Here is a 24,932-nt window from a genome sequence, read left to right on the forward strand (position 1 = left end):
GGACACCGTGATCATCCTGCTCTGGGTCGTCCTGACCCCCCTCGCGCTCGGCCTGGTCGCCGTCGCCCTCGTCTTCCTGAAGGCCATCGTCCAGGGCTTCGCCAAGGGCCTGCGCGCCGATCCCGACGCCGTCGAGGCCGCGGCGCGTGTCACCGCGCTCGGCCTGCTCGACGCCGAGCGGCAGCACACCGAGCTGGCCGCCCCGCTGCCGCCCGCGCTCACCGTGGCGCTCGCCGCCGCCCGGGCGGGCGACTGGGAACCGGCCGCCGACCTGCTCGACGCGGCCGCGGCCGCCCGGGACTGGGAGCGCCGCACGTTCCTCACCGAACAGCTCGCGGACGTGGTCGCCGACGACGACACCTGGCTGCGTGCCTGGGAGGAGGCGCGGCCGGGCGACCCGGGCGCGGCGCTGCTGCGGGCCCGCGGCACGGTGTTCCTCGCGTGGAACGTCCGGGGCGGGAAGCGGGCCGAGGACACGACCGGGGAGCAGTTCGACGGCTTCCGCCGCACGCTGGCCCGCTCCCGCGAGGAGCACGTGCGGGCCGTGGCGCTGGCGCCGGTGGACGACCCCTCCCCGTACGTGGGCGAGATCTGGACGGCGCTCGGCCTCGGGCTGCCGCACGAGGAGATGCGGCGGATCTGGCGGGAGATCACCGACCGGGCGCCGCACCACTACGAGGCCACGTTCTCGGCGCTGCAGTACTGGTGCGGCAAGTGGCGCGGCTCCGCCGAACTGGCCCGCGCCTTCGCCGTACGGGCGGCGGCCGGGGCGCCGGCCGGGAGCCTGATGACGGCGTTCCCGCTGATCGCCCACTACGAGCACGACGAGTCGGACTCGACGGACGTGGACCGCACGCCGGAGATGTTCGCCGCGGTCGACGCGGCGCTCGCGGACGTGGCCGCCGCCGATCCCGGCCATCCGCGGCTGGCGGAGGTACGGCACCTGCTCGCGTACTACCTGTACCTGCAGAACCGGTGGGACGAGGCGCTGGTGCAGTTCCGGCTGGTGGACGGGTACGTGGGGGCGCTGCCCTGGCGGTACAAGGGGGATCCGGCGGCGGAGTTCTGCCGGATGCGGGACGAGTCCGCGGGGAACGCGTCGGCCGCCGGGGACGGCGTCGCCGGCGGCCGGGAGGTGGTGTGACGGTGGAGATCGCGCGTATCGCCGTCCTGGTGGCCGTCGCCGTGATCGGCTTCCTCGTCTACCGGCATCACGCCGCCGACCCCGATCCGGCGCCGGAGGCCGCGCCGCCCGGGTTCCTTCCTCCGTCACGGCAGAACACCCGGTTCGCCGGCCCCGACCCGGCCCTGCACATGGCGGTGTCCCTGGCGTCGCGGGGCGGCTGGGAACCGGCGGCGCGGCTGCTCGCCGCGACCCGCGAGGAGCGGGACTGGGCGCGCCGCGGCGAGTACGTCGGCGCCGTCGGCATCGCGGCCGTGCGGCCCGACGGCGGCGAGGCGGCCTTCGTGTCCGCCTGGGAGAAGGCCGTGGGGCCCGACGACCCGGATCTGGCCGCGGTCCGCGCGGAGGCGGTGGTCCGGCTGGCCTGGCAGTTGCGCGGGGGTGCCTGGGCCGAGGACACGAGCCCGCGGCGGTTCCGGGACTTCCACGGCGTGCTGGCCGCGTCCCACGAGGTGATCGCGCACGCGGTGGAGCTGGCGCCGCAGGACCCGACACCGCTGCGGTCCGAGCTGTGGGCGGGGATCGGGCGGGGCCGCTCGCACGAGGAGATGCGGGCCCTGTGGTCGCGGATCACCGCGCTCGACCCGTACCACTGCGGGGCGCATCTCGACGCGCTCCAGTACTGGTGCGCCAAGTGGCACGGCTCCCGGGAGCTGGCGACGTCCTTCGCCCGCGAGGCCGCGGAGGGGGCTCCGGCGGGCTCGCTGCTGACGGTGCTGCCGCTGGTCGCCTGGTTCGAGCACCGGCCCGAGGAGGCGAAGCCGGCCGCGTTCCGTACGCCCGGGCTGACGGCGCTCGTCGACGCGGCCCTCGTGGACGTCGCCGCCGCCCGCCCCGACCATCCCCGGCTCGCGCCGACCCGCCACCTCCTGGCGTACTTCCTCACCCAGCAGGCCCGGTACCCGGCGGCGGTGGAGCAGTTCCGGCTGGTCGACGGCCATGTGAACGCCCTGCCGTGGCGGTACTTCCACGATCCGGCGGCGGCGTACTGCCGGACCCGGGACAGGGCGGTCCGGGGCGGACGGCGGCGCTGACGGGCCGGCGGGGGAATCCTTCCCCCGCCGCGGGTGTTGTGCGGTCTGCCGACCGTCGAGGAGAGATGCAGCATGTTCCTGTCCCGCACCCCCGTCCTCCCCACCCCCGAGCAGGCCCTGCGCGGCCGCCCGGAGCCGGAGTTCTCCGTCCCGGACCGCCACACCGTCCTCGGCAACCCCCTCCTCGGCCCCTACCCCGAGGGCCTGGAGGTCGCCGACTTCGCCCTGGGCTGCTTCTGGGGTGCCGAGCGCAAGTTCTGGCAGACCGAGGGCGTCTGGACGACCCTCGTCGGCTACCAGGGCGGCATCACGCCGAACCCGGTGTACGAGGAGGTCTGCTCCGGCCTGACCGGCCACACCGAGGCCGTCCGCGTCGTCTTCGACCCGTCGAAGGTCTCGTACGACTCCCTCCTCAAGCTCTTCTGGGAGTCCCACGACCCCACCCAGGGCTTCCGCCAGGGCAACGACGTGGGCACCCAGTACCGCTCCGCGGTCTACACCCACACCCCCGCCCAGGCCGAGCGCGCCGCCGCCTCCCGCGACTCCTACCAGCGGGTCCTCTCGGGCTCCGGCTACGGCGAGATCACCACCCACGTCCTCCCCGCCGACGACACCCGCCCGTTCTACCCGGCCGAGGCGTATCACCAGCAGTACCTGGACAAGAACCCGGCCGGCTACTGCGGTATCGGCGGCACGGGCGTCTCCTGCCCGATCGGGGTCGCCCGGGCCGAGTAGGGCTCCGCGGTCGGGACCGGCCGTCGCCGCGGGTCGCCGTCGAGCGCCTGCGGCGGCGGCCGGTCTCAGTGGGCGGACCGCAGCCGGGCCGCCGTCGCCGCCGCCTCGTATCCCTCGGGGACGCCGTCGACCAGGAGGACGTCGCCGTTCATGTGGCGGGTGCGGAGGGGGATCAGGGCCTGGTAGGGCTCGGAGTCGTACCAGCCCCGGGCGTCCTCGAACGTCGGGAAGCCGATGATCACGACGGCGCCGGGCCACGCGCCCTCGCGGACCTCGCGGGCGGGGGCGCCGTGGACGAGGAAGCGGCCGCCGAAGGGGTCGAGGGTGGCCTGGATGCGCTCCATGTAGGTGAAGACCTCCTCGTCGAGGACGGGCTTCGGGTGCAGGTTTCCGATGGCGTATGCGGTCATGGGACAAGAGTGCCGGGGCATGCCGTACGGGGTCGATTACCCCGGACGTCATGCCCCGGCCGCGATGCCCCGGACCTCATGTCCCGGACGGACGGCGTCAGATGGTCGACGTGTCGATCACGAAGCGGTAGCGGACGTCGCTGGCGACGACCCGCTCGTACGCCTCGTTGATGCGGTCGGCGCGGATGATCTCGATCTCCGCGCCGAGGCCGTGGGCGGCGCAGAAGTCGAGCATCTCCTGGGTCTCGGCGATGCCGCCGATCATCGAGCCGGCGAGGGTCTTGCGGCCGCCGATGAGGGAGAAGAGACCGAGGGAGACGGGCTCCTCGGGGGCGCCGACGTTCACCAGGGCGCCGTCCGTCTTCACCAGGCCGAGGTAGGCGCCGAAGTCGAGCGGCGCGGAGACGGTGGAGACGATCAGGTCGAAGGTGCCGGCGAGCGCGGTGAAGGTCTCCGGGTCGCCGGTCGCGTAGTAGTGGTCGGCGCCCAGCCTGAGGGCGTCCTCCTGCTTCTTGAGCGACTGGCTGAGGACGGTGACCTCGGCGCCGAGCGCGTGGGCGATCTTGACGCCCATGTGGCCGAGACCGCCGAGGCCGACGATCGCGACCTTCTTGCCGGGGCCGGCCTGCCAGTGGGCGAGCGGCGAGTAGAGGGTGATGCCGGCGCAGAGCAGCGGCGCGGCCTCGTCGAGGCCGATGCCCTCGGGGATGCGCAGGGTGTAGTTCTCGTCGACGACGATGTGGCTGGAGTAGCCGCCGTAGGTCGGCTCGCCGTTCCTGTCGAGCGCGTTGTACGTCCCGGTGCCGCCCTGGGCGCAGTACTGCTCCAGGCCGCGCCGGCAGTACTCGCACTCCCGGCAGGAGTCGACGAAGCAGCCGACGCCGACCCGGTCGCCGACCTCGAACTTCGTCACGCCGGGGCCGACCTCGGCGACGATGCCGGCGATCTCGTGACCGGGGACCATCGGGTAGATGCCCTTGCCCCAGCCGTCGCGCACCTGGTGGATGTCGGAGTGGCAGATGCCGGCGTACCGGATGTTGATGAGGACGTCGTGCTCGCCGACGGGCCTGCGCGGCACGGTGGTGCGCTCCAGGGGGGCGTGGGCGGCGGGTGCGGCGTAGGCGGGGACGGTGGTCACGTTCGTGGTCATGGCTCCAGCCTGCCGGAGTCCCCGGACATCACCCAGCCACCTGCTCTGCCTACGTCCGGCGTGCCTACCACCGGCAGGGTCAGGAACGTACGTCCGCCGGCGGTCCCGGTCGCCGATAATGGGGTCGTATGGACCTCAGTGCCGAACTCGGCGAATTCCTGCGCTCCCGGCGGGCCCGTCTGCAGCCGCAGGACGTGGGGCTGCCCGACTTCGGGCGGCACCGGCGGGTGCCGGGGCTGCGCCGTGAGGAGTTGGCGCAGCTGGCCGGGGTCTCGGTGGCGTACTACACCCGGCTGGAACAGGGCAACGGCCGCAACGTGTCCCTGGAGGTCCTCGACGCGATCGCGCGGGCCCTGCGGCTGGGCGAGGCGGAGCGGGACCATCTCACCCGGCTGGCCAAGCCGGCGCCGGGGCGGAGGCGTCCGTCGCGGCCCCAGCGGCTGCGGCCGGGCGTCCAGCAGCTGATGGACGCGATGACGGGGGTGCCCGCGTACGTCGTGGGGCGGCGCACGGACGTCCTCGGGTTCAACCGGATGGCCGCCGCGCTGTTCGGCGACGTCACCGCGCTGCCGCCCGAGGGGCGCAACATCGCCCGGCTGCTGTTCCTGGGCGACAACTGCCGGGATCTGTTCGTCGACTGGGAGCAGAAGGCGTGTGAGGTCGTGAGCCATCTGCGGCTGGACGCGGGCCGTCATCCGGACGATCCGCTGCTGTCGGCGCTGGTCGGCGAGCTGTCGGTGAAGAGCGAGCCGTTCAGGAGCCTGTGGGCGGCGCACCACGTGAAGGACAAGGGGCACGGCGCCAAGCGGCTGCGTCACCCGCTGGTGGGCGACCTGACGCTGTGGTGCGAGACGCTGATGGTGGCCGACGACCCGGAGCAGTGCCTGGTGACCTTCCACCCGGAGCCGGGTTCGCCCTCGGAGGAGTCCCTGCGGCTGCTGGCCGGCTGGGGTGTGAGCGACCGGGCGGACGTCCGGTGACGCGCACGGCGGCCCCCTCGGAGCGAGGGGGCCGCCGTGCGCGGTACGTCCGGGTGGCGGGGGTCAGGCGGCCGAGCCGGCCTTCCAGTCCGCCCAGCTGAGGTTCCAGCCGTTGAGGCCGTTCTCGGGGGCGATCGTCTTGTCCTTGGAGTTCTTGACGATCACGACGTCGCCGACGATCGAGTGGTCGTAGAGCCAGGCGGCCGACTGGTTCGGGTCGCCGGCGCCCTTGACGTCGTTGAGGCCCACGCAGCCGTGGCTGGTGTTGGAGGAGCCGAAGATCGAGTCCGGGCCCCAGTAGTTGCCGTGGATGAAGGTGCCGGAGGTGGACAGGCGCATGGCGTGCGGCACGTCCTTGATGTCGTACTCGCCCTTGCCGTCGTCGTCGGTGAAGCCGACGGTGGCGCCGTTCATCCGGGTCTCCTTGAACTTCTCGGAGATCACCATCTGACCGTTGTAGGTCGGGTTCTCCGGGGAGCCGGCGGAGACCGGGATCGTCTTGATCGTCTTGCCGTCCTGCTTGACCGTCATGGTCTTGGTGGCGACGTCGACGGTCGAGACCTGGTTGCGGCCGATCTTGAAGGTGACGGTCTTCTGCTGGACGCCGAAGACGCTGTCGGCGCCCTCGACGCCGTCGAGGTCCAGCTTCAGCGTGACGGTCGAGCCCTCGGTCCAGTAGTCGTCGGGGCGGAAGTCGAGGCGCTGGGAGTTGAACCAGTGCCCGACGACCTCCTGGCCGGAGGTGGAGGTGACGGTGATGCCGCCCTGGACGGCCTTCTTGTCGGTGATCGCCTTGTTGAAGTTGATCGAGACGGGCATGCCGACGCCGACGGTCGAGCCGTCCTCGGGGGTGAAGTTCCCGATGAAGCTGTTGGCCTGGGAGACCGTGGTGAACGAGGAGTTCTCGTGGGCCTCCAGGCCGGCCGCGTCCGTGGCGGTGACGGCGATCTTGTAGACCGTCGCCCGCTTGAGCGCGCCGGAGGGCTTCCAGCTGAGGCCGTCGGCCGCTATCTCGCCCTCGACCGCGGCGCCCTCGGCGGAGGTCATGGTGACCTGCGTGAGCTTGCCCTCGGTGACGGTGACCTTGGCGTCGTTGTTGATCGAGGCGTTCTGCGTGCCGTTCTTCGGCGCGATGGTGATCTGCGCCTTGGAGGTCTTCTGCGCGGCCGCCTCGTCGACCTGGGCCTGCGACTGTGGCGTGGGGGAGCCGGAGGCGCTGCCGCCCTTGTCCCCGTCGTTGCACGCCGAGAGCACCAGCACGCCGCCGAGCACGGCGGCCGCGGCGGCCAGGCTCCTGCGGCGCTTGCCGTCCGTCATCACACGCTTCTCCATCGTCGCCGATTCCCTGCGGTTCTTGCTTCGTCTACTTAAATACCCATGACACCCCGTCCGGTTCCGTATCCGGTCGGTTTGTGGGGAACACCACTGATCGACACGCGCGGACGGAGCGTCCGGTTCCCGTTGTCTCCGGCGGGTCCGGGGCCTGGTCACGGCAGAGGCCCCGGGACATCGTCCCAGGGCCTGTGCGCAGGGCGTTCACCGGCGGTGGTGCTTGCCGGTCCCCGAACCGCTACGGCTGGTCGTCGTCTTCCTCGTCCCCATCTTCCTCGCCGAGGTCCCACTCCAGCGCATCGGGGTCGTACTCGATCTCCTCGGTGCTCCAGGACGCCTGGACCATCTCGATGCCGGGGACGTCGCGGATCAGGTCGAACGGCTCGACGAGATGGGCGAGCGCTTCGGCGCTGTCCTCGGCCACGGCGGCGCGGGCCTGGGTCCGCTCCTCCTCCGGCATGAACTCGTCCTCGGCGATCCGGGTGTGCGCGGCGGCGGTCAGTGCGGCGGGGGCGTCGATCTCCAGGACGACATCGACGCGAAGGCGGACATAGCGTGCGGTCTCAGAAGTGCTCATGGTCCGGAGCGTAGGCGTCGGGAGGGGCTCGGCTTTCCCACGACCCGCTGTGTTCATTAGCATCGGCGCACCGACCAATTCGCGGTTTCCGCAAGGGGGATCGAAATTTCCGTGTCCGCCGCCCGACGCCCACTGCTGACCGCCACCGTCGCGGGGACGCTGCTGTGCGCCCTGTGGTTCGTGCCGTCCGCGAACGCCACCGACGAGCGGGGCGGGGTGCGGGTCGGGGTGAGTCAGGACGGGCCCGTCTCCGACGGGCGTCTCGCGGAGACCGGCCGGCTGGACACCACCCCGTACGTGCTGGGCGGCACGGGATTCCTGGGGGTCGGCGCGGGCTTCGTGGCGCTGGCGATGCGGCGGCGCGGCCGGGCGTTCTGAGCCCCTTCCCCACCTGCGGCGAGGGCCCGCTCCCGGATGTCCGGGGGCGGGCCCTCGCCTTCTGCGGGTGACCGTTACGCCAGCGGGCCGGTGACCGGCTCGACGGCGGCGACCAGCTTGCCGTCCCGGACGAAGGCGTCGGCGGCCGCCAGGTCGGGGGCGAGGAAGCGGTCCGGGCCGGGGCCCTCGACGCCGGCCGCGCGCAGCGCGTCGATGGCGGCGCGCGAGGCGGGCGCCGGGGTGAGGCCGGCGCGGAGCTCGATGCCGCGGGTGGCGGCGTACATCTCGACCGCGATGATCCGGTTGAGGTTGCCGATCGCGGTGCGCAGCTTGCGGGCGGCGGACCAGCCCATGGAGACGTGGTCCTCCTGCATCGCCGAGGACGGGATGGAGTCGGCGGAGGCCGGGACGGCGAGCCGCTTCATCTCGCTGACCAGGGCGGCCTGCGTGTACTGGGCGATCATCAGGCCCGAGTCGACGCCGGCGTCGTCCGCGAGGAACGGCGGCAGGCCGTGCGAGCGGTTCTTGTCGAGGAGCCGGTCGGTGCGGCGCTCGGCGATGGAGCCGAGGTCGGCGGCGGCGATCGCGAGGAAGTCGAGGACGTACGCGACGGGGGCGCCGTGGAAGTTGCCGTTGGAGGCGACCCGGCCGTCGGGCAGGACGACGGGGTTGTCGACGGCGGCGGCGAGCTCGCGCTCGGCGACGAGCCGGGCGTGGGCCATGGTGTCGCGGCCGGCGCCGGCGACCTGCGGGGCGCAGCGCACCGAGTAGGCGTCCTGGACGCGGGGGGCCTCGCCGGCCTGCGCGTGGCCGGTGAGGCCGGAGCCCTTGAGCACGGCGAGCATGTTGGCGGCGGCGGCGGCCTGGCCGGGGTGCGGGCGGATCGCGTGCAGCTCGGGTTCGAGGACCTTCTCGGTGCCGAGGAGGGCTTCGAGGGAGAGCGCGGCGGTGATGTCGGCGGACTTGTAGAGGGTGTCGAGGTCGGCGAGGGCCATGACCAGCATGCCGAGCATGCCGTCGGTGCCGTTGAGGAGGGCGAGGCCCTCCTTCTCCTTGAGCTCGACGGGCGCGATGCCGGCGGCGGCGAGGAGTTCGCCGGCGGGCTTGAGGACGCCGTCGGGGCCCTCGGCGTCGCCTTCGCCCATGAGCGCCAGGGCGCAGTGGGAGAGCGGGGCGAGGTCGCCGGAGCAGCCGAGGGAGCCGTACTCGTGCACGACGGGGGTGATGCCGGCGTTGAGGACGTCGGCCATGGTCTGCGCGACCTCGGGGCGGACGCCGGTGTGGCCGGAGGCGACGGTCTTCAGGCGCAGGAACATCAGCGCGCGCACGACCTCGCGCTCGACGCGCGGGCCCATGCCGGCGGCGTGCGAGCGGACGATGTTGCGCTGGAGCTGGGCGCGGAGCTCCTGGCCGATGTGCCGGGTGGCGAGGGCGCCGAAGCCGGTCGAGACGCCGTAGACGGGCTCGGGCTTGGCGGCGAGGGCGTCCACGATCTCCCGGGCGGCGGCCAGCGCGGCCACCGCGTCGGCCGACAGCTCGACGCGGGCGCCGTGGCGGGCGACGTCGATGACGTCCTGCGGGGTCGTGCCGGACGTGCCGAGGACGACGACTGTCTGCATATCCATATTCAGCACCCTACGGATTGAAGACCGACATGTCACTAGGGGAATGTGTCACTGTCCCGATGGGGGGCGGACCCTTACCGGCCGGTCACCTGTCCCGACGCCCGCCGGTCACCCGCCCCGACGCCCGGCGCCCGCCCGGCCCGGGGCCGGTCAGTCGGCCCGGGGAGGGTCCCGCGGCGGGGGTTCCGCCGTGGGGGCGTCGCGGAACCGGCGACGGTCGCGGGCGCCGGGCGGGGCGTCCGCGAGACGGATGACGGTCCCGTCGCGGCCGGCGACGACGGGCTTGGCGGAGCGGTCGGCCTTGGCCTGGTACTGGGCGGCGTCGGCGAGCCGGAAGAGGCGGCGGGCGGACTTGAGGGGGCCGATGGGGTCCCCGGTGGAGGCCACGCCGCAGGCGACGCCCTCGCCGAGTTCCAGCTCCGCCGCCCGCACGCAGAGCTCCTCGGCGACGGCGACGACCTCGTCCGCCGTGGGGCCGACCGTGAGCAGGCAGAACTCGTCGCCGCCCAGGCGGGCCGCGAGCGCGCCGGAGAGCCGGGCGCCGCAGCGGGAGAGCACCGAGCCGAAGCGTTCGAGGAGCCGGTCGCCGACGGCGTGACCGTGGGTGTCGTTGACGCGCTTGAGGCCGTTGAGGTCGCAGACCACCAGGCTGACGACGGAGCCGTCCGCCCGGTAGCGCTCGATGGCCTCGTCGAGGCGGGTGTCGACGGCCCGCCGGTTGGCGAGTCCGGTGAGCGGGTCGGTGAAGGCCAGCTTGCGGACCTCTTCGAGTCGTTCGGCCTGCGCGATGCCGGCCGCCACGACCGCCGCGAGAACGGTCGCGAAGTCGGCGTCCGCCCGGGTGAAAGGTTTCGCCTCCGCCGGGCGGGCCACGTACAGCTCACCCCACGCCCGCCCGTGCAGCACGATCGGGGCCACCACGCAGCAGCCCCGGCCCCGCTTCCGCAGACCCAGGACCCGGCCGGTCGGGACCCGGTCGGCGGCGGTCTCCACCCAGGAGTCCGGCTCGCCACCGCCCGCCCACTGCTCGTGCAGGAACTCGGTGATCTCGGGGAACTGGTGCACGGGGTACGTCTCCGAGTCCGGGAACTCCTCCTCCCCCACGGCCCGCTCCCCGGCGTTCACCAGGACCTTCAGCCGGCCGTGGTCCCGCTGCCAGACGGACAGGGCCGCGAACGTCCCGTCGAGCCCCTCGCAGGCCCCGAGCGCAGCAGCCCGCCAGAACTCTCGCGGAGTGTGCGCCGCCGCCATCCCCTGCGCCAGCGCCACTACGGCCCGCAGCCGCACGTCCTCTCCCATTCCTCCAGCTTAGGGAGGTTTGACCCGATTTCCCCCTTGAGACGTCACCGTCAGTGACATTTAGTGGAAATACGGAGGAAAGAGGCCGTTCCGTTCGCCGCGCTCCACCCGGTCGGCGGTCGCGCCTACTCCCCCGGCCAGTTCGGCCTGCGCTTCTCGTTGAAGGCCGCCACGCCCTCCGCCCGGTCGCCCGAGAAGGCCACCGAACGCCATGCCGCGTCCTCCACCTCCAGGCCCGCCCGCAGGTCCAGGCCCTGACCGAGCCGCATCGCCTTCTTGGCGGCGCGCAGGCCGACCGGCGAGTTGGCCGCGATCCGGCCGGCCAGCTCAAGGGCCGCCGTCCGCGCGTCCTCCCCCAGGACGTCCACCAGACCCAGCTCGCGGGCCTCCGCCGCCTCCACCCGGCGGGCCGTGAAGACCAGCTCGGCGGCGCGCGCCGCGCCCACCCGGCGCGGGAGCAGCTGCGTACCGCCGCCGCCCGGGATGACGCCCACGGAGACCTCGGGAAGGCCGACGACGGCGGTCGCGTCGGCCACGATCACGTCGCAGGCGAGCGCCAGCTCGAAGCCGCCGCCGAGCGCGAAGCCGTGCACGGCCGCGACGGTCGGTATCGGCAGCTCCAGGACGCCGGTGTAGGCGGCGCGGGCGGTCGGACGCTGGCGGACCAGCTCGGCGTCGGTGAAGGAGTTGCGCTCCTTGAGGTCGGCGCCGACGCAGAAGGCCCGGTCGTTCGAGGAGGTCAGCACGGTGACGCGGACCGACGGGTCGGCGGCCAGTGCCTCGCAGGCCGCGCCGAGGGAGCGGGCCATCTCGGAGGAGACCGCGTTCATCGCCTTGGGCCGGTCGAGGACGAGCTCGGCGACATGCCCGTTCCCGTCCTTCCGGACCACCACGAACTCACCAAAACGCTGCTCGGACATGACCGCACACCCTCCCGACCAAGACCCGCCCGTTAACGGCTGTTAACCGGCGTTCACGGAGATCCTAAGTGGGACGGCGGGTCAGGAGCCAGGGTTCGATGACGCCGAGGCCACGGACGGGCCGCTGCCACATCGGCTGGAGCGCGAAGCGGTAGCGGGCGGCCTCGCGGCCCTCCTTCCCGGCGCGGGCGGCGTCCTCGGCCGCCGCCGTCTCGGAGACGGGCGCCTCGCCGGTCCTGGACAGCTCCTCGGCGAGCGCGCCGTCGACGAGGACGGCGTCCTTCGGCGCTATCGAGGTGAGGCGGCTGGCGAGGTTCACGGTGGTGCCGAAGACGTCGCCCATCCGGGTCGTCACGGTGCCGAAGGCGATGCCGACGCGCAGCGCGGGCATGGTCTCGTCGTGACTGAGCGTCTCGATCAGGCGCAGCGCGATCTCGGCGGCCGTACCGGCGTCGTCGGCGGCGTACAGCACCTCGTCGCCGAGGGTCTTGATGAGCCGGCCGCCGTGCGCGGCGACCAGGTCGGCGCAGGTGGTCTCGAATGCCTCGACCAGCTCGCCGAGCTCCTCCTCCTCCAGGCGGCGGGTGAGCCGGGTGAAGCCGACGAGGTCCGCGAAGCCGACCGCGAGGCGCCGGTCGACCATCTCCTCGTCGTCGGCGGCCTGCACGACCCGGCCGGTGGCGGCGGCGAGCTGCCGGCGCCACACGTAGATCAGGAACTCCTCCAGCTCGGGCAGGAGCAGCTCCACCAGGGGGTAGGTGACCTCGGTCCTGGTCATGCCGGGCTCGGGCGGCTCGGTCAGGCCCTCCAGGAAGGAGTCGATCTGCCATTCGGCCAGCCGGGCGGTGGTCTGGCCCGTGGAGCGGGCCACCTGGACGGCCATCGGCTCGCTGAGCAGCCCCGCCTCGACGAGACCGGCGAGCCGGCGCAGGGCCAGCACGTCGGCCTCGGTGAGCGCCTTGGCCTGGCCGATGTCGGCGAAGCCCATGGCGCGCCAGAAGCGGGAGGCGAGCTCCATGGAGACGCCGGCCGTGCGGGCTGCCTGGAAGGGCGTGTAGCGGCGGTCGGCGCCGAGGATGAGCTGTTCGAGGCGGATGGCGAGGGGGTCGTCGCTCGGCTCGGCCGTGTGGTCGACCTCGTGGTGGGGGGTGGGGTACGCGGGAGGTTCGGGCGCGCGGCCCTCGTTCTCGTCGTCGACGGTCACCGGCCGCCTCCTGCCCGTTCCCTGCCCACTTGCCCTGCCGATCTGTCGCCTGGATCGCGCTCCACGATACGACAGGTGTGGAATGGCTCACGCCCGAACGGCGAGCCATTCCGTCCCGTGGCCGGGGTCCGGGGCGTCCCCGGACCGCGTCCCTCGCCGCCGGCGGCGGTCAGGCGGGTGTCCGCAGGTGGACGATGTCGCCGGCGCTCACCGCTTCGGTGCCGCCGCCCTCGGTGGCGACGACCAAGCGGCCGTCGCCGTCCAGGGCGACCGCGTCGCCCTCCAGCATGCGTTCGCCCGGGAGGTCCGCGCGGACGCGGCGGCCGAGGGTGGCGCAGCCGGCCGTGTAGGCGGCCTGGAGGCCGGAGGCGACGGGGTCGCCGCCGGCCCGCACCCAGTCGCCGTACCACTGGGCGAGGGAGCGCAGGACGGCCCGCAGGAGGGTGTCGCGGTCGGTGGAGACGGCGTCGGCGAGGAGGAGGGAGCCCGCCGCGGGGACGGGGAGTTCGTCCGCGCGGAGGGTGACGTTGATGCCGAGGCCGACGACGATGCCGTCCGCGCCGGCCCGCTCGGCGAGGATGCCGCCGGTCTTGCGTTCCTCGCCCGCGACGGTTACCAGCAGGTCGTTGGGCCACTTGAGGGACATGTCGACGCCGGCGGCCTTCGCGAGGCCGTTCGCCGCGGCCACGCCGGTGAGCAGCGGGAGCCAGCCCCAGCGCTGGACCGGGACCTCCGGCTTGAGGAGGACGGAGAGGAAGAGCCCGGAGCGGGCCGGCGCCGTCCAGCTGCGGTCGAGGCGGCCGCGGCCCGAGGTCTGCTCCTCGGCGACGAGGATCGCGCCTTCGGGCAGTTCCTCGGCGCGGGCGGCGAGGTCGCTGTTGGTGGAGCCGGTGGTGGTGACCACGTCGAGCGAGGTCCAGGGGCCGTCGGTCGTGACGAGCGCGCGGCGCAGTGCGGGGGCGTTCAGCGGGGGCCGGTCGAGGTCGGACCAGGGGCCGCCTGAGCCTTGGGAGGACGTCATGCAAGCCAGAGTAGGTGTGGCAAAGACCGCAGTGCCGAACCGTATCGGCGTCGATACGCTACGGGTCAGTAGGCCAGCAGTAGCCCATTCGAAGTCAACGAACCCCCCGTGACCAGGCAGGGAGCCGCATCCCGATGTCCGAGCCGGCAGAGCAGTACGAGATCGACATTCACACGACCGCAGGCAAGATCGCGGACCTCAAGCGCCGTATCGACGAGGCCACTCACGCCGGCTCGGAGCGTGCGGTGGAGAAGCAGCACGCGAAGGGCAAGCTGACCGCGCGCGAGCGGATCGGTCTGCTGCTCGACGAAGGGTCGTTCGTCGAGTTGGACGAGCTGGCCCGGCACCGGTCGACCAACTTCGGCCTGGAGAAGAACCGCCCGTACGGGGACGGTGTCGTCACCGGCTACGGCACGGTCGACGGCCGCCCGGTGGCCGTCTTCTCGCAGGACTTCACCGTCTTCGGCGGCGCGCTCGGCGAGACGTACGGCCAGAAGATCATCAAGGTGATGGACTTCGCGCTGAAGACCGGCTGCCCGGTCGTCGGCATCAACGACTCGGGCGGCGCCCGCATCCAGGAGGGTGTGAGCGCGCTCGGCATGTACGGCGAGATCTTCCGCCGCAACACCCACGCGTCCGGCGTGATCCCGCAGATCTCGCTGATCGTGGGCCCGTGCGCGGGCGGCGCGGTGTACTCCCCCGCGATCACCGACTTCACGGTGATGGTGGACCAGACGTCGCACATGTTCATCACGGGTCCCGACGTCATCAAGACGGTGACCGGCGAGGACGTGGGCTTCGAGGAGCTGGGCGGCGCCCGGACGCACAACGCGACCTCGGGCGTGGCGCACCACATGTCGGGGGACGAGAAGGACGCGATCGACTACGTGAAGTCGCTGCTGTCCTACCTCCCGTCGAACAACCTCTCGGAGCCGCCGGCCTTCCCCGAGGTCGCGGAGACCGAGGTGACGGACGAGGACCGCGAGCTCGACACGCTGATCCCGGACTCGGCGAACCAGCCGTACGACATGCACAAGGTCATCGAGCACGTCCTGGACGACGGCGAGTTCCTGGAGACGCAGGCGCTGTTCGCGCCGAACATCGTGACGGGCTTCGGCCGGGTCGAGGGCTTCCCGGTCGGCGTGGTCGCCAACCAGCCGATGCAGTTCGCGGGCTGCCTCGACATCAACGCGTCCGAGAAGGCCGCGCGGTTCGTGCGCACCTGCGACGCGTTCAACATCCCGGTGCTGACCTTCGTGGACGTGCCGGGCTTCCTGCCGGGCGTGGACCAGGAGTACGGCGGCATCATCCGGCGCGGCGCGAAGCTGATCTACGCGTACGCCGAGGCGACCGTCCCGCTGATCACCGTCATCACCCGGAAGGCGTTCGGCGGCGCGTACGACGTCATGGGCTCCAAGCACCTGGGCGCCGACCTGAACCTGGCGTGGCCGACGGCGCAGATCGCGGTGATGGGCGCGCAGGGCGCGGTCAACATCCTGCACCGCAGGACGATCGCCGAGGCGGAGGACCAGGAGTCGGAGCGGGCGCGGCTGATCCGGGAGTACGAGGACGCCCTGCTCAACCCGTACATCGCGGCCGAGCGCGGTTACATCGACGGGGTGATCCTGCCGTCCGACACGCGCCCGCAGATCGTGAAGGGGCTGCGTCAGCTGCGGACGAAGCGGGAATCCCTTCCCCCGAAGAAGCACGGCAACATCCCGCTGTAGGCCCCGTACGAGCGCTGAAGGAGCCGTTGTGATCAAGGTCGTACGAGGAAATCCGACGCCCGAGGAGCTGGCCGCCGCACTGGCGGTCGTGCAAGCGCGGGCCGCGGCCACGGCGGCGGCGTCCGCCGAGGGCGGCGGCCCGGCGGTACCGGAGGGGTGGTCGGACCCCTCCCGTATCGCGCGGACGGTACGGCACCGGCCGGGCCCGCGGGCCTGGGCGCGGTCGTACTGGCCCGTGTAGCCGTACCCCGACGTGTGACGAAGGCCGGACCCCGTGTGCGGGGGGTCCGGCCTTTCGCGTGCCCGCGTGCGGGGCCGTCACGTACGGCGCAGGAAGAGGCCGGCGAGTACGGCTCCGGCGGCGACGACCGCGGCGTTGACGAGGACCGCGAGGCCGATGCCGTCGAGGAGCACGGGGGCGGTGACGACGACGGCGCTCATGATCGGCGTGCCCATGGTGATGCCGATCTGCTGGGTCATCGTCGCGAGGCCGGTCGCCATGCCCTGCTCGCCGTCGGGGATGCCCGAGGTGGCGGTGACCATGAAGCCGACGATCGCGAGCATGTTGCCGACGCCGCCGGCGAACGTCGCGGCGAGCAGCAGCCAGAGGCTGCCCCGGCCGTCGCCGAGCCCGTACAGGGAGAGGGTCGCGACGGCCTGGAGGAGTCCGCCGGAGACCAGGGCGACGCGGGCTCCGAAGCGGCCGATGAACCGGGAGGCGGCGACGCCGCCGAGGATGGTGCCGGCGCCGAGGACGCCGAAGGAGAGTCCGGCGGCGAGCGGCGAGAAGCCCAGGACGTCCTGGAGGTACAGCGTCATCAGGAAGACCAGCGAGGTCTCGGTGACGAAGGCGACGAGCCCGGCGACGTTGCCCCAGACGACCGTGCGGCGCTTCAGGACGTGGAGCGGCACGAGGGGCGAGGAGGCCCGCCGCTCGACGAGGCCGAAGGCGGCGAGGAGAAGGGCTCCGGCGGCCAGCGCGGCCAGCGTGACGGGGTCGGTCCAGCCGTGCTCGCCGGCGGCCGTCAGGCCGTAGACGAGGGCGAGGAGGCCGCCGGTGACGGTGATCGCGCCGGGCACGTCGAGGCGCGGGCGGACCGCCGGGCGGCTCTCCGCGATGACGGCGGGGGCGACGAGGAGGACGGCCAGGGCGACCGGCACGTTGACGAGGAAGGCCCAGCGCCAGGAGAGCAGGTCGGTGAGGACGCCGCCGAGGATCGCGCCGGTGGTGAAGCCCGCGGACATCAGGGCGCCGTTGAGGCCGAGCGCCTTGGCGCGCAGCGGCCCCTCGGGGAAGGACGAGGTGAGCAGGGAGAGTCCGGCGGGGGTGACTGCGGCGGTGGCGAGGCCCTGGGCGACGCGGGCGGCCATCAGCATCTCGGGGCCGGTGGCGAGGCCGCCGGCGAGCGAGGAGAGGCCGAGGAGCGCCATGCCGCCGAGGAAGAGCCGGCGGCGGCCGACGATGTCGGCGACACGCCCGAAGAGGAGGGTGAAGCCGGCGGCGGCGAGGGCGAAGGCGGTGGCGATCCACTGGAGGCCGCCGAGGCCGAAGCCGAGTCCCTGGCCGATGACGGGGAGGGCGACGTTCAGGATCGAGAAGTCGACGGCGAGCATGAACTGGGCGAGGAGGAGGACGACGAGGACGAGTCTCATCCGGCCGGTCATGCGGTCGGGCGGGGCGCTCGGAGACGTGGCCGGTGAGGTGGTGGGGAGATCCAGGGCAACCATGCGTACGACCCCTTAATGGGAGACTGGTTCCGTTAAGATGTCCCGTACCGTAGCAGAGTCGACGGCGTTAATGGAACAGGAGACCCATTTGACTGAGAGCCAGCCGGCCTCGCCCGGCACCCTGCGTCCCGGCGGTCGCACCGCGAAGGTCCGCAGGGCCGTCCTCGACGCCACCCGGGACGCCCTCGCCGACACCGGCTTCCACGCCCTGAACATGGACCGGATCGCCGCGGGCGCCGGCGTCGGCAAGACGACCGTCTACCGGCGCTGGGGCTCCCCCGCCGGCCTGGTCGCCGACCTCCTCCACGACATGGCCGAGCAGTCCCTGCCCGCAGCCGACACCGGCGGCCTCCCCGGCGACCTGCGGGCCAACGCCGAACTCGTCCGGGCCACCCTCACCGACCCCCGGATGGGCGCCGTCTTCCGCGCGGTCATCGCCGCCGCGTCCTGCGACGAGGAGTGCGCCGGCGCCCTCGCCGGCTTCTACCGGACCCGGCTCGCCGAATGGACCCCGGTCGTCGCCAGGGGCGCTGAGCGCGGCGAGATCCCGGCGGGGACGGACCCCGTCGAGCTGCTCCGGGCCGTCTCCGCGCCGCTCTACTACCGCTTCGCGGTCACCCACGAGGAGGTCACGGCGGCCGTCGCGGAGCGGGCCGCGGCGGCGGCGCTCGCGGCCGCGCGCGACGGGGTGTTCGTCGGCGCTTAGCCCGGCCGTGTGAACCCGGCCGGACCTTCGGCACCGGGCGCTTGAGTATCCGTACTCAGGCGCCCCGGGCCTTGGGCCAGCAGGATCGGAACATGCTGTGGTCCGACCCGAAGAACCAGCCGCCGAAGTTCCTTCGCGACATGCAGGCGATGCTCCGCCGCACGGGCGTGCTCCTCGCGCTGGCCATGGTCGTGGCGATGTTCGTGGCCGGCGTGCGATGAGCACGCGGCGCGGGCGCCCTGACGCTTCGGCGGGAACGGGCGCGCCGCACTGGCTACGCTGCCCCCATGACTGCTGATCCGCGCCGTGTCGTCCTCGCCTCCGCCTCCCCCGCCCGCCTCGGCCTGCTGCGCCAGGCCGGGCTCGCGCCCGAGGTGATCGTGAGCGGTGTCGACGAGGACAAGGTCCACGCCCCGACCCCGGCCGAGCTCGCGCTCGCCCTCGCCGAGGCGAAGGCCGCCCATGTGGCGGCCAGGCCCGGGGTGTTCGGCGCGCTCGTCATCGGCTGCGACTCGGTCCTGGAACTCGACGGGAAGGCGCTCGGCAAGCCGAAGGACGCCGAGGAGGCCACCGCCCGCTGGCAGGAGATGCGCGGCCGAGTGGGCATCCTCCAGACCGGTCACTGCGTGTACGACACGGCCGCCAAGCGGTACGAGTCGGCGACGGCCTCGACCGTGGTCCGCTTCGGCGTGCCGACGGACGAGGAGATCGCGGCCTACGTGGCCAGCGGCGAACCGCTGCACGTGGCGGGCGCGTTCACCCTCGACGGGCGTTCGGCGCCGTTCATCGACGGCATCGACGGCGACCCGGGCAACGTGATCGGCCTGTCGCTGCCGCTGCTCCGCACGCTCCTCGGCAAGCTGGGCGTGCGGATCACCGACCTCTGGGACTGAGCGCCCCGGGCGGGCGCCGCCCGGACCCCCTAGGCGGTCGCCGGGGCCCCGGTGGAGGTCTCCTCGGGGGCCTCCTTGCCGTACGCCACCAGGGTGAGGACGAGCAGGGCGAGCACGGCCATCAGGAAGGCGAAGGTCGTCCAGCCGAGCAGGCCGACGGCGACCGCGCCGAGGATGCCGTGCACGACCGCGCAGCCGATGAGGAGCCCCCGGCCGAAGCGGCCCGGGCGGCGGTCGCGGATGCCCGCGAGAAGGGCCACGAGGCCGCAGAGGGCGAGGGCCGCGCCGGAGGCGATGCCGAGCGCCCAGGTGCCGGTGACCATCGCGTCGGGGTCCATGCCGTCGAGGGACATCGACTGCACCTCGAGGAAGCGGGCCATCACGGCGTTGATCGCGACGATGCCGGGTGCCTCGAGGAGGAGCACCGCCGCCGTCACGAGGGCTATCGGTCTGCGGGCCACCTCGGCCACCCCCTGGATTCGACTGTTACCGACAGTACGATCGACAGCGCGAAGGCTACTGGCCGGTAAACCTCTGGACAAGAGTTCGCACATGAACGGGCGGCCACGACGGGCGGGCAAAGAATCGCTGCGCCATTCGTAGGGACCCCACAAAGAAACCCGAATGGCGACTGGTCGCTTGAACAGAGACCTGCGCCACACCTCGGAGCTACTGTGCCGTAAAGGAACCCTGCGTACCGTGGTGCGACAAGGGAATTCACGACCCGAGCAGGCCCGGGGTCACGCTCCGTGTGGGCAAGCTCACCACTGGGGACGGGTCGAAAGGCCGTGTCGGCAGTCCCTAAACTCAGCTTGTTTCAAGGAGGGAGCCATCGTGCGCAAGGTGCTCATCGCCAACCGTGGCGAAATCGCTGTCCGTGTGGCCCGGGCGTGCCGGGACGCGGGTATCGGCAGCGTGGCCGTGTACGCCGATCCGGACCGGGACGCTCTGCATGTCCGGGCGGCCGACGAGGCGTTCGCTCTGGGCGGTGACACTCCGGCGACCAGTTATCTGGACATGGCGAAGGTGTTGCAGGCGGCGCAGGACTCCGGGGCGGACGCCGTCCACCCGGGCTACGGCTTCCTCTCCGAGAACGCGGAGTTCGCCCAGGCCGTCCTGGACGCCGGTCTGATCTGGATCGGCCCGCCGCCGCAGGCGATCCGCGACCTCGGTGACAAGGTGGCGGCGCGTCACATCGCACAGCGCGCCGGCGCCCCCCTCGTGGCCGGCACCCCCGACCCCGTGTCGGGCGCCGACGAGGTCGTCGCCTTCGCCCAGGAGCACGGCCTGCCGATCGCGATCAAGGCCGCCTTCGGTGGCGGCGGTCGCGGCCTGAAGGTCGCCCGGACCCTCGAAGAGGTCCCCGAGCTGTACGACTCCGCCGTCCGCGAGGCCGTCGCCGCCTTCGGCCGCGGCGAGTGCTTCGTCGAGCGCTACCTCGACAAGCCGCGGCACGTGGAGACGCAGTGTCTGGCCGACTCCCACGGCAACGTGGTCGTGGTCTCCACCCGTGACTGCTCGCTCCAGCGCCGCCACCAGAAGCTCGTCGAGGAGGCGCCCGCGCCGTTCCTGTCGGCCGAGCAGAACGCGGAGCTGTACGCGGCCTCGAAGGCGATCCTGAAGGAGGCCGGCTACGTCGGCGCGGGAACGGTCGAGTTCCTCGTCGGTGTCGACGGCACCATCTCCTTCCTGGAGGTCAACACCCGCCTCCAGGTCGAGCACCCGGTCACCGAAGAGGTCACCGGCATCGACCTGGTCCGCGAGATGTTCCGGATCGCCGACGGCGAGGAGCTCGGTTACGGCGACCCCGCCGTGCGCGGTCACTCCTTCGAGTTCCGCATCAACGGCGAGGACCCGGGCCGCGGCTTCCTGCCCGCCCCCGGCACCGTCACCGTCTTCGACGCCCCCACGGGCCCGGGTGTCCGCCTGGACGCCGGTGTCGAGTCGGGCTCGGTCATCGGCCCGGCGTGGGACTCGCTCCTCGCCAAGCTGATCGTCACCGGCGCGACCCGCGAGCAGGCGCTCCAGCGCGCCGCCCGCGCCCTGGCGGAGTTCAAGGTCGAGGGCATGGCGACCGCCATCCCGTTCCACCAGGCCGTCGTCGTCGACCCGGCGTTCACCGCCGACCCGTTCCGCATCCACACCCGGTGGATCGAGACGGAGTTCGTCAACGAGATCAAGCCGTTCGCCCCCGCAGGCGGCGAGGCGGACGAGGACGAGGGCAACCGCGAGACGATCGTCGTCGAGGTCGGCGGCAAGCGCCTCGAGGTCTCCCTGCCGTCCTCGCTCGGCATGACGCTGGCCCGCCAGGGCATCGCGGCCGGTGCGAAGCCGAAGCGGCGCGCGGCCAAGAAGTCCGGCCCGACCGCCTCCGGCGACACCCTCGCCTCCCCGATGCAGGGCACGATCGTCAAGGTCGCGGTCGAGGAGGGCCAGGAGGTCAAGGAGGGCGACCTCATCGTCGTCCTGGAGGCCATGAAGATGGAGCAGCCGCTCAACGCGCACCGCTCCGGCACCGTCAAGGGTCTGACCGCCGAGGTCGGCGCGTCCGTCACCTCCGGCGCCTCCATCTGCGACATCAAGGACTGACCCGCTCCACCCAGTACGGTACGAAGGGCCCGCAGGCAGTCGCCTGCGGGCCCTTCGTACAGGGACTGTGGATCAGGCCGGACCAGGGGAGGGCCATCACCCATGCGAGCCGACGCGCGCCGCAACCACGAGCGGCTGCTCACCGAAGCCCGTGCCGCCTTCGCCGGACAGGGCACCGACGCGCCCCTGGAGGAGATCGCACGCCGGGCGGGCGTCGGGATCGGCACCCTCTACCGCCACTTCCCCACCCGGGCCGACCTGCTCAACTCCGTCTTCCAGGAAGCCCTGGCGGAACTGCTGGACCGCTCGCGGGAGCTGACCGGGGCGGACGAGCCCTGCCGGGCGCTCGTGGAGTGGCTGCGGGCGCTGATCACCCACGCGGTGGAGTACCGCGGGCTCGCGCACGCGCTGATGTCCGCCTCGTACGACCGGAGTTCGGCGCTCGCCCGGTGCAGCGATCCGCTGCGCGCGGCGGGCGAGGCGCTGCTCGGGCGCGCCCAGGAGGCGGGGCAGGTGCGCGCCGACGTGTCGATCGGCGACCTGATGCAGCTGACCAACGCGATCGCGCTGGCTGCGGAGCAGTGCCCGGAGGACACGCGGCTGGCGGATCGCCTGCTCGCGCTGACGCTGCGGGGGCTGAAGGGCTGAACAACCGAAGGGCCGACGGAGCCAAGGACGCGGCGCGCAGGTCGCGGAACCGCGGCCGGCCCGGTCCCGTACGGGGGGGGTACGGGCGGCGTGGGACCCCTGGGGGAGGGTCCCTCGGAGCCTCAGCGGCGGCGCATGTCCGCGACCCGCGCGGTGCGCTCCATCGTCTCCGCGGCCATCGCGCCCCCGGGTCCCCGGTACTGACCGGCCGCCATCCGGCCGCGCTGGACCGGAAGCGGCATGTCACGGCGGGGCCGGGCGCCCGGGGGGTGCTGGTCACCGCCGCCCGCGTTCTGGCCCGTACCGGCGACGGCGATCTGCACGCCCTGGTCGGCGAGGGCCTGGAGCTCGGTGGCGGCCCGGTCGTCGTGGGCCGGGGGCTCGTCGGTGACCAGGCGGGTGATGACGTCCGTCGGCACCGTCTGGAACATGGTGTCGGCGCCGAGCTTGGTGTGGTCGGCGAGGACGACGACCTCCGCCGCCGCCTGCACCAGCGCCCGGTCCACGCTCGCGGAGAGCATGTTGGACGTGGACAGGCCGCGCTCGGCGGTGAGCCCGCTCCCGGAGAGGAAGGCCCGGGAGACCCGCAGTCCCTGGAGGGACTGCTCGGCCCCGCTGCCCACCAGCGCGTAGTTGGAGCCGCGCAGGGTGCCGCCGGTCATGACGACCTCGACCCGGTTGGCGTGGGCGAGGGCCTGGGCGACGAGCAGGGAGTTGGTGACCACGGTCAGACCGGGCACGCGGGCGAGCCGGCGGGCCAGCTCCTGCGTGGTCGTCCCGGCGCCGACGACGATGGCCTCGCCTTCTTCGACGAGGCTCGCGGCGACGTCGGCGATGGCCGTCTTCTCCGCGGTCGCGAGATGGGATTTCTGCGGGAAGCCGGATTCTCGCGTGAATCCGCCCGGCAACACCGCACCGCCGTGGCGGCGGTCGAGGAGTCCTTCTGCCTCGAGCGCCCGTACGTCTCTCCGTACGGTCACTTCCGAGGTCTGGACGACGCGGGCGAGCTCGCGGAGCGACACGGCCCCATTGGCTCGCACCATTTCGAGGATCAACTGGCGACGTTCTGCAGCGAACACGAAACTGACAGTAACGTGACCGGCCGATAGTTTTCAGCACTATGCGCCGAATTGCAGAAGATGTGCACGGACGGGGCCTCCAAGTGGTATGGGAGGCCCCGCCGTTGATCCGTTTTATGCCAGGGCTATGCCCCGCCTTGCCGGGGGTTGTCCGAGTCGGCGAACCGTTCCCGCAGGCGGGAGCGGCGCCGGGCCCCGGCGCTACGCCTCGCCCGCCGACTTTCGGGTGTGCAACTGCCGTGCCACTTCCGCGATCGAGCCCGACAGGGAGGGGTACACGGTGAAAGCATTTGCGATCTGTTCGACCGTCAGATTGTTGTCGACCGCGATCGAGATCGGGTGGATCAGCTCGCTCGCCTTCGGGGCGACGACACAGCCGCCGACCACGATGCCGGTGCCCGGGCGGCAGAAGATCTTGACGAAGCCGTCCCGGATGCCCTGCATCTTGGCGCGCGGGTTGCGCAGCAGCGGCAGCTTGACGACCTTGGCGTCGATCTTGCCGGCGTCGACGTCCGCCTGGGTGTACCCGACGGTGGCGATCTCCGGGTCGGTGAAGACGTTCGAGGAGACGGTCTTCAGGTTGAGCGGGGCCACCGCGTCGCCGAGGAAGTGGTACATCGCGATACGGCCCTGCATCGCGGCGACCGAGGCGAGCGCGAACACGCCGGTGACGTCACCGGCCGCGTACACGCCGGGGGCGCTGGTGCGGGAGACCCGGTCGGTCCAGATGTGACCGGAGTCCTTCAGCTTGATCCCGGCCTCCTCCAGACCCATTCCGGCCGAGTTCGGGATGGCGCCGACCGCCATGAGGCAGTGCGTGCCGGAGATGACCCGGCCGTCCGCGAGGGTGACCTCGACCCGGTCGCCGACCCGCTTGGCGGACTCGGCGCGGGAGCGGGCCATGACGTTCATGCCGCGGCGCCGGAAGACGTCCTCCAGGACGGCCGCCGCGTCGGGGTCCTCGCCCGGCAGCACCCGGTCGCGGGAGGAGACCAGGGTGACCCGGGAGCCGAGCGCCTGGTAGGCGCCGGCGAACTCGGCGCCGGTGACGCCGGAGCCGACCACGATGAGCTCCTCGGGGAGCTCCTTCAGGTCGTAGACCTGCGTCCAGTTCAGGATGCGCTCGCCGTCCGGCTTGGCGTCGGGCACCTCGCGCGGGTGGGCGCCGGTCGCGATCAGCACGGCGTCCGCGGTCAGCGTCTCCTCCGTGCCGTCGACCGCGGTGACGATCACCTGGCGGGAGCCGTCCATGGCCTGCCGGCCCGACAGCCGGCCGCGGCCGCGCAGCACCCGGGCGCCGGCCCGGGTGACGGAGGCGGTGATGTCGTGCGACTGGGCCAGCGCGAGGCGCTTCACCCGTCGGTTGACCTTGCCGAGGTCGACGCCGACGACGCGGGCGGCCTGCTCCACGTGCGGGGTGTCGTCCGCGACGATGATGCCGAGTTCCTCGTACGAGGAGTCGAAGGTGGTCATCACCTCCGCCGTGGCGATCAGCGTCTTCGAGGGGACGCAGTCGGTCAGGACGGACGCGCCGCCGAGTCCGTCGCAGTCGACGACGGTCACCTCCGCGCCGAGTTGGGCGCCCACCAGGGCCGCCTCGTATCCGCCGGGTCCGCCACCGATGATCACGATCCGGGTCACTGGGATCTACGCCTCGCGTCTCGTTCTGCCGGGGGGTCCCCCCGCTGGGGTGCAGTGCGTACGCCATTGTCCC

General features: G+C 72.6%; 25 protein-coding genes. 12 read left to right on the top strand and 13 right to left on the bottom strand.

Translation table 11 applies throughout. The features are described from left to right. Positions 1–7 precede the first annotated feature (7 nt). The 3 genes from ACFVZH_RS09980 to msrA all read left to right on the top strand — a co-directional run bounded on the left by ACFVZH_RS09980 (position 8) and on the right by msrA (position 2,952). Positions 8–1,144, top strand: a complete 1,137-nt coding sequence (locus tag ACFVZH_RS09980; RefSeq protein ID WP_384895169.1) for a hypothetical protein — start codon at positions 8–10, stop codon at positions 1,142–1,144. Positions 1,145–1,146: 2 nt separating this feature from the next. Continuing rightward, positions 1,147–2,217 (top strand): hypothetical protein, encoded by a 1,071-nt coding sequence (locus ACFVZH_RS09985; protein WP_384895171.1) that lies wholly within the window; start codon positions 1,147–1,149, stop codon positions 2,215–2,217. A 72-nt stretch (positions 2,218–2,289) separates the two neighbouring features. Further along, positions 2,290–2,952 carry a peptide-methionine (S)-S-oxide reductase MsrA gene (gene msrA / locus ACFVZH_RS09990; RefSeq protein ID WP_384895173.1) on the top strand — a complete coding sequence of 221 codons (663 nt, stop codon included), beginning with the start codon at positions 2,290–2,292 and terminating at the stop codon, positions 2,950–2,952. 65 nt (positions 2,953–3,017) lie between these two features. Here msrA and ACFVZH_RS09995 read toward each other — a convergent pair whose 3' ends face one another. Both ACFVZH_RS09995 and ACFVZH_RS10000 read right to left on the bottom strand, forming a co-directional pair. Further along, complete coding sequence (locus tag ACFVZH_RS09995) at positions 3,018–3,362, bottom strand: DUF1330 domain-containing protein (protein WP_384895175.1); 345 nt, start codon at positions 3,360–3,362, stop codon at positions 3,018–3,020. A gap of 97 nt (positions 3,363–3,459) precedes the next feature. Continuing rightward, positions 3,460–4,512, bottom strand: coding sequence for an NAD(P)-dependent alcohol dehydrogenase (locus ACFVZH_RS10000; protein WP_384895177.1), 1,053 nt, complete (start codon positions 4,510–4,512; stop codon positions 3,460–3,462). A 128-nt stretch (positions 4,513–4,640) separates the two neighbouring features. Here ACFVZH_RS10000 and ACFVZH_RS10005 point away from each other — a divergent pair, with 128 nt between their 5' ends. Next, positions 4,641–5,492 (top strand): helix-turn-helix transcriptional regulator, encoded by an 852-nt coding sequence (locus ACFVZH_RS10005; RefSeq protein WP_384895179.1) that lies wholly within the window; start codon positions 4,641–4,643, stop codon positions 5,490–5,492. Between the two features lie 63 nt (positions 5,493–5,555). Here the strand turns inward: ACFVZH_RS10005 and ACFVZH_RS10010 are convergent, their stop codons facing one another. Both ACFVZH_RS10010 and ACFVZH_RS10015 read right to left on the bottom strand, forming a co-directional pair. Beyond that, a complete protein-coding gene (locus tag ACFVZH_RS10010; protein ID WP_384895181.1) occupies positions 5,556–6,824 on the bottom strand; it encodes an Ig-like domain-containing protein in 1,269 nt (422 codons plus the stop codon). 238 nt (positions 6,825–7,062) lie between these two features. Next, complete coding sequence (locus tag ACFVZH_RS10015) at positions 7,063–7,401, bottom strand: hypothetical protein (protein ID WP_384895183.1); 339 nt, start codon at positions 7,399–7,401, stop codon at positions 7,063–7,065. Between the two features lie 111 nt (positions 7,402–7,512). Here ACFVZH_RS10015 and ACFVZH_RS10020 point away from each other — a divergent pair, with 111 nt between their 5' ends. Further along, positions 7,513–7,779: a hypothetical protein gene (locus ACFVZH_RS10020; RefSeq protein ID WP_384895184.1), complete on the top strand. Its 267-nt coding sequence runs from the start codon at positions 7,513–7,515 to the stop codon at positions 7,777–7,779. Between the two features lie 74 nt (positions 7,780–7,853). Here the strand turns inward: ACFVZH_RS10020 and hutH are convergent, their stop codons facing one another. The 5 genes from hutH to ACFVZH_RS10045 form a co-directional block, all read right to left on the bottom strand. Continuing rightward, the gene (gene hutH / locus ACFVZH_RS10025) at positions 7,854–9,398 is read right to left on the bottom strand and encodes a histidine ammonia-lyase (protein ID WP_384895431.1); all 1,545 of its coding nucleotides are present in this window, start codon (positions 9,396–9,398) and stop codon (positions 7,854–7,856) included. Between the two features lie 156 nt (positions 9,399–9,554). Then, positions 9,555–10,703, bottom strand: coding sequence for a diguanylate cyclase domain-containing protein (locus ACFVZH_RS10030; protein WP_384895186.1), 1,149 nt, complete (start codon positions 10,701–10,703; stop codon positions 9,555–9,557). Between the two features lie 125 nt (positions 10,704–10,828). After that, positions 10,829–11,623 (bottom strand): enoyl-CoA hydratase/isomerase family protein, encoded by a 795-nt coding sequence (locus ACFVZH_RS10035; RefSeq protein WP_384895188.1) that lies wholly within the window; start codon positions 11,621–11,623, stop codon positions 10,829–10,831. A gap of 64 nt (positions 11,624–11,687) precedes the next feature. Then, positions 11,688–12,827, bottom strand: a complete 1,140-nt coding sequence (locus ACFVZH_RS10040; RefSeq protein WP_384895190.1) for an adenylate/guanylate cyclase domain-containing protein — start codon at positions 12,825–12,827, stop codon at positions 11,688–11,690. 169 nt (positions 12,828–12,996) lie between these two features. Further along, positions 12,997–13,848 (bottom strand): biotin--[acetyl-CoA-carboxylase] ligase, encoded by an 852-nt coding sequence (locus ACFVZH_RS10045; protein ID WP_384895192.1) that lies wholly within the window; start codon positions 13,846–13,848, stop codon positions 12,997–12,999. Positions 13,849–13,982: 134 nt separating this feature from the next. Here ACFVZH_RS10045 and ACFVZH_RS10050 point away from each other — a divergent pair, with 134 nt between their 5' ends. Both ACFVZH_RS10050 and ACFVZH_RS10055 read left to right on the top strand, forming a co-directional pair. After that, positions 13,983–15,575: an acyl-CoA carboxylase subunit beta gene (locus ACFVZH_RS10050; protein WP_384895194.1), complete on the top strand. Its 1,593-nt coding sequence runs from the start codon at positions 13,983–13,985 to the stop codon at positions 15,573–15,575. A 28-nt stretch (positions 15,576–15,603) separates the two neighbouring features. After that, positions 15,604–15,816 (top strand): acyl-CoA carboxylase subunit epsilon, encoded by a 213-nt coding sequence (locus tag ACFVZH_RS10055; RefSeq protein WP_024758973.1) that lies wholly within the window; start codon positions 15,604–15,606, stop codon positions 15,814–15,816. 77 nt (positions 15,817–15,893) lie between these two features. On the opposite strand, the gene ACFVZH_RS10060 is transcribed toward ACFVZH_RS10055, so the two are convergent. Beyond that, a complete protein-coding gene (locus ACFVZH_RS10060; protein WP_384895196.1) occupies positions 15,894–17,303 on the bottom strand; it encodes an MFS transporter in 1,410 nt (469 codons plus the stop codon). Positions 17,304–17,340: 37 nt separating this feature from the next. On the opposite strand from ACFVZH_RS10060, the gene ACFVZH_RS10065 reads away from it, so the two are divergent. The 3 genes from ACFVZH_RS10065 (at position 17,341) to ACFVZH_RS10075 (ending at position 18,902) form a co-directional block, all read left to right on the top strand. Further along, positions 17,341–18,009 carry a TetR/AcrR family transcriptional regulator gene (locus tag ACFVZH_RS10065; RefSeq protein ID WP_384895198.1) on the top strand — a complete coding sequence of 223 codons (669 nt, stop codon included), beginning with the start codon at positions 17,341–17,343 and terminating at the stop codon, positions 18,007–18,009. Positions 18,010–18,101: 92 nt separating this feature from the next. Then, positions 18,102–18,230, top strand: coding sequence for a morphogenic membrane protein MmpB (gene mmpB, locus ACFVZH_RS10070; protein ID WP_384895200.1), 129 nt, complete (start codon positions 18,102–18,104; stop codon positions 18,228–18,230). A 66-nt stretch (positions 18,231–18,296) separates the two neighbouring features. Further along, the gene (locus ACFVZH_RS10075) at positions 18,297–18,902 is read left to right on the top strand and encodes a nucleoside triphosphate pyrophosphatase (RefSeq protein ID WP_384895202.1); all 606 of its coding nucleotides are present in this window, start codon (positions 18,297–18,299) and stop codon (positions 18,900–18,902) included. Positions 18,903–18,931: 29 nt separating this feature from the next. On the opposite strand, the gene ACFVZH_RS10080 is transcribed toward ACFVZH_RS10075, so the two are convergent. Beyond that, positions 18,932–19,363, bottom strand: coding sequence for a hypothetical protein (locus ACFVZH_RS10080; RefSeq protein ID WP_384895204.1), 432 nt, complete (start codon positions 19,361–19,363; stop codon positions 18,932–18,934). A gap of 373 nt (positions 19,364–19,736) precedes the next feature. On the opposite strand from ACFVZH_RS10080, the gene ACFVZH_RS10085 reads away from it, so the two are divergent. Further along, positions 19,737–21,491 (top strand): acetyl/propionyl/methylcrotonyl-CoA carboxylase subunit alpha, encoded by a 1,755-nt coding sequence (locus ACFVZH_RS10085; protein ID WP_384895206.1) that lies wholly within the window; start codon positions 19,737–19,739, stop codon positions 21,489–21,491. A gap of 102 nt (positions 21,492–21,593) precedes the next feature. After that, positions 21,594–22,139: a TetR/AcrR family transcriptional regulator gene (locus tag ACFVZH_RS10090; protein ID WP_384895208.1), complete on the top strand. Its 546-nt coding sequence runs from the start codon at positions 21,594–21,596 to the stop codon at positions 22,137–22,139. Positions 22,140–22,261: 122 nt separating this feature from the next. On the opposite strand, the gene ACFVZH_RS10095 is transcribed toward ACFVZH_RS10090, so the two are convergent. After that, entirely contained in the window at positions 22,262–23,182 is a 921-nt protein-coding gene (locus tag ACFVZH_RS10095) for a DeoR/GlpR family DNA-binding transcription regulator (RefSeq protein ID WP_384895433.1), read from the bottom strand. Between the two features lie 237 nt (positions 23,183–23,419). Further along, positions 23,420–24,859 (bottom strand): NAD(P)H-quinone dehydrogenase, encoded by a 1,440-nt coding sequence (locus tag ACFVZH_RS10100; protein WP_384895211.1) that lies wholly within the window; start codon positions 24,857–24,859, stop codon positions 23,420–23,422. Positions 24,860–24,932: the final 73 nt, after the last annotated feature.

Source organism: Streptomyces sp. NPDC059534 (assembly GCF_042743475.1).
Lineage (GTDB): Bacteria > Actinomycetota > Actinomycetes > Streptomycetales > Streptomycetaceae > Streptomyces.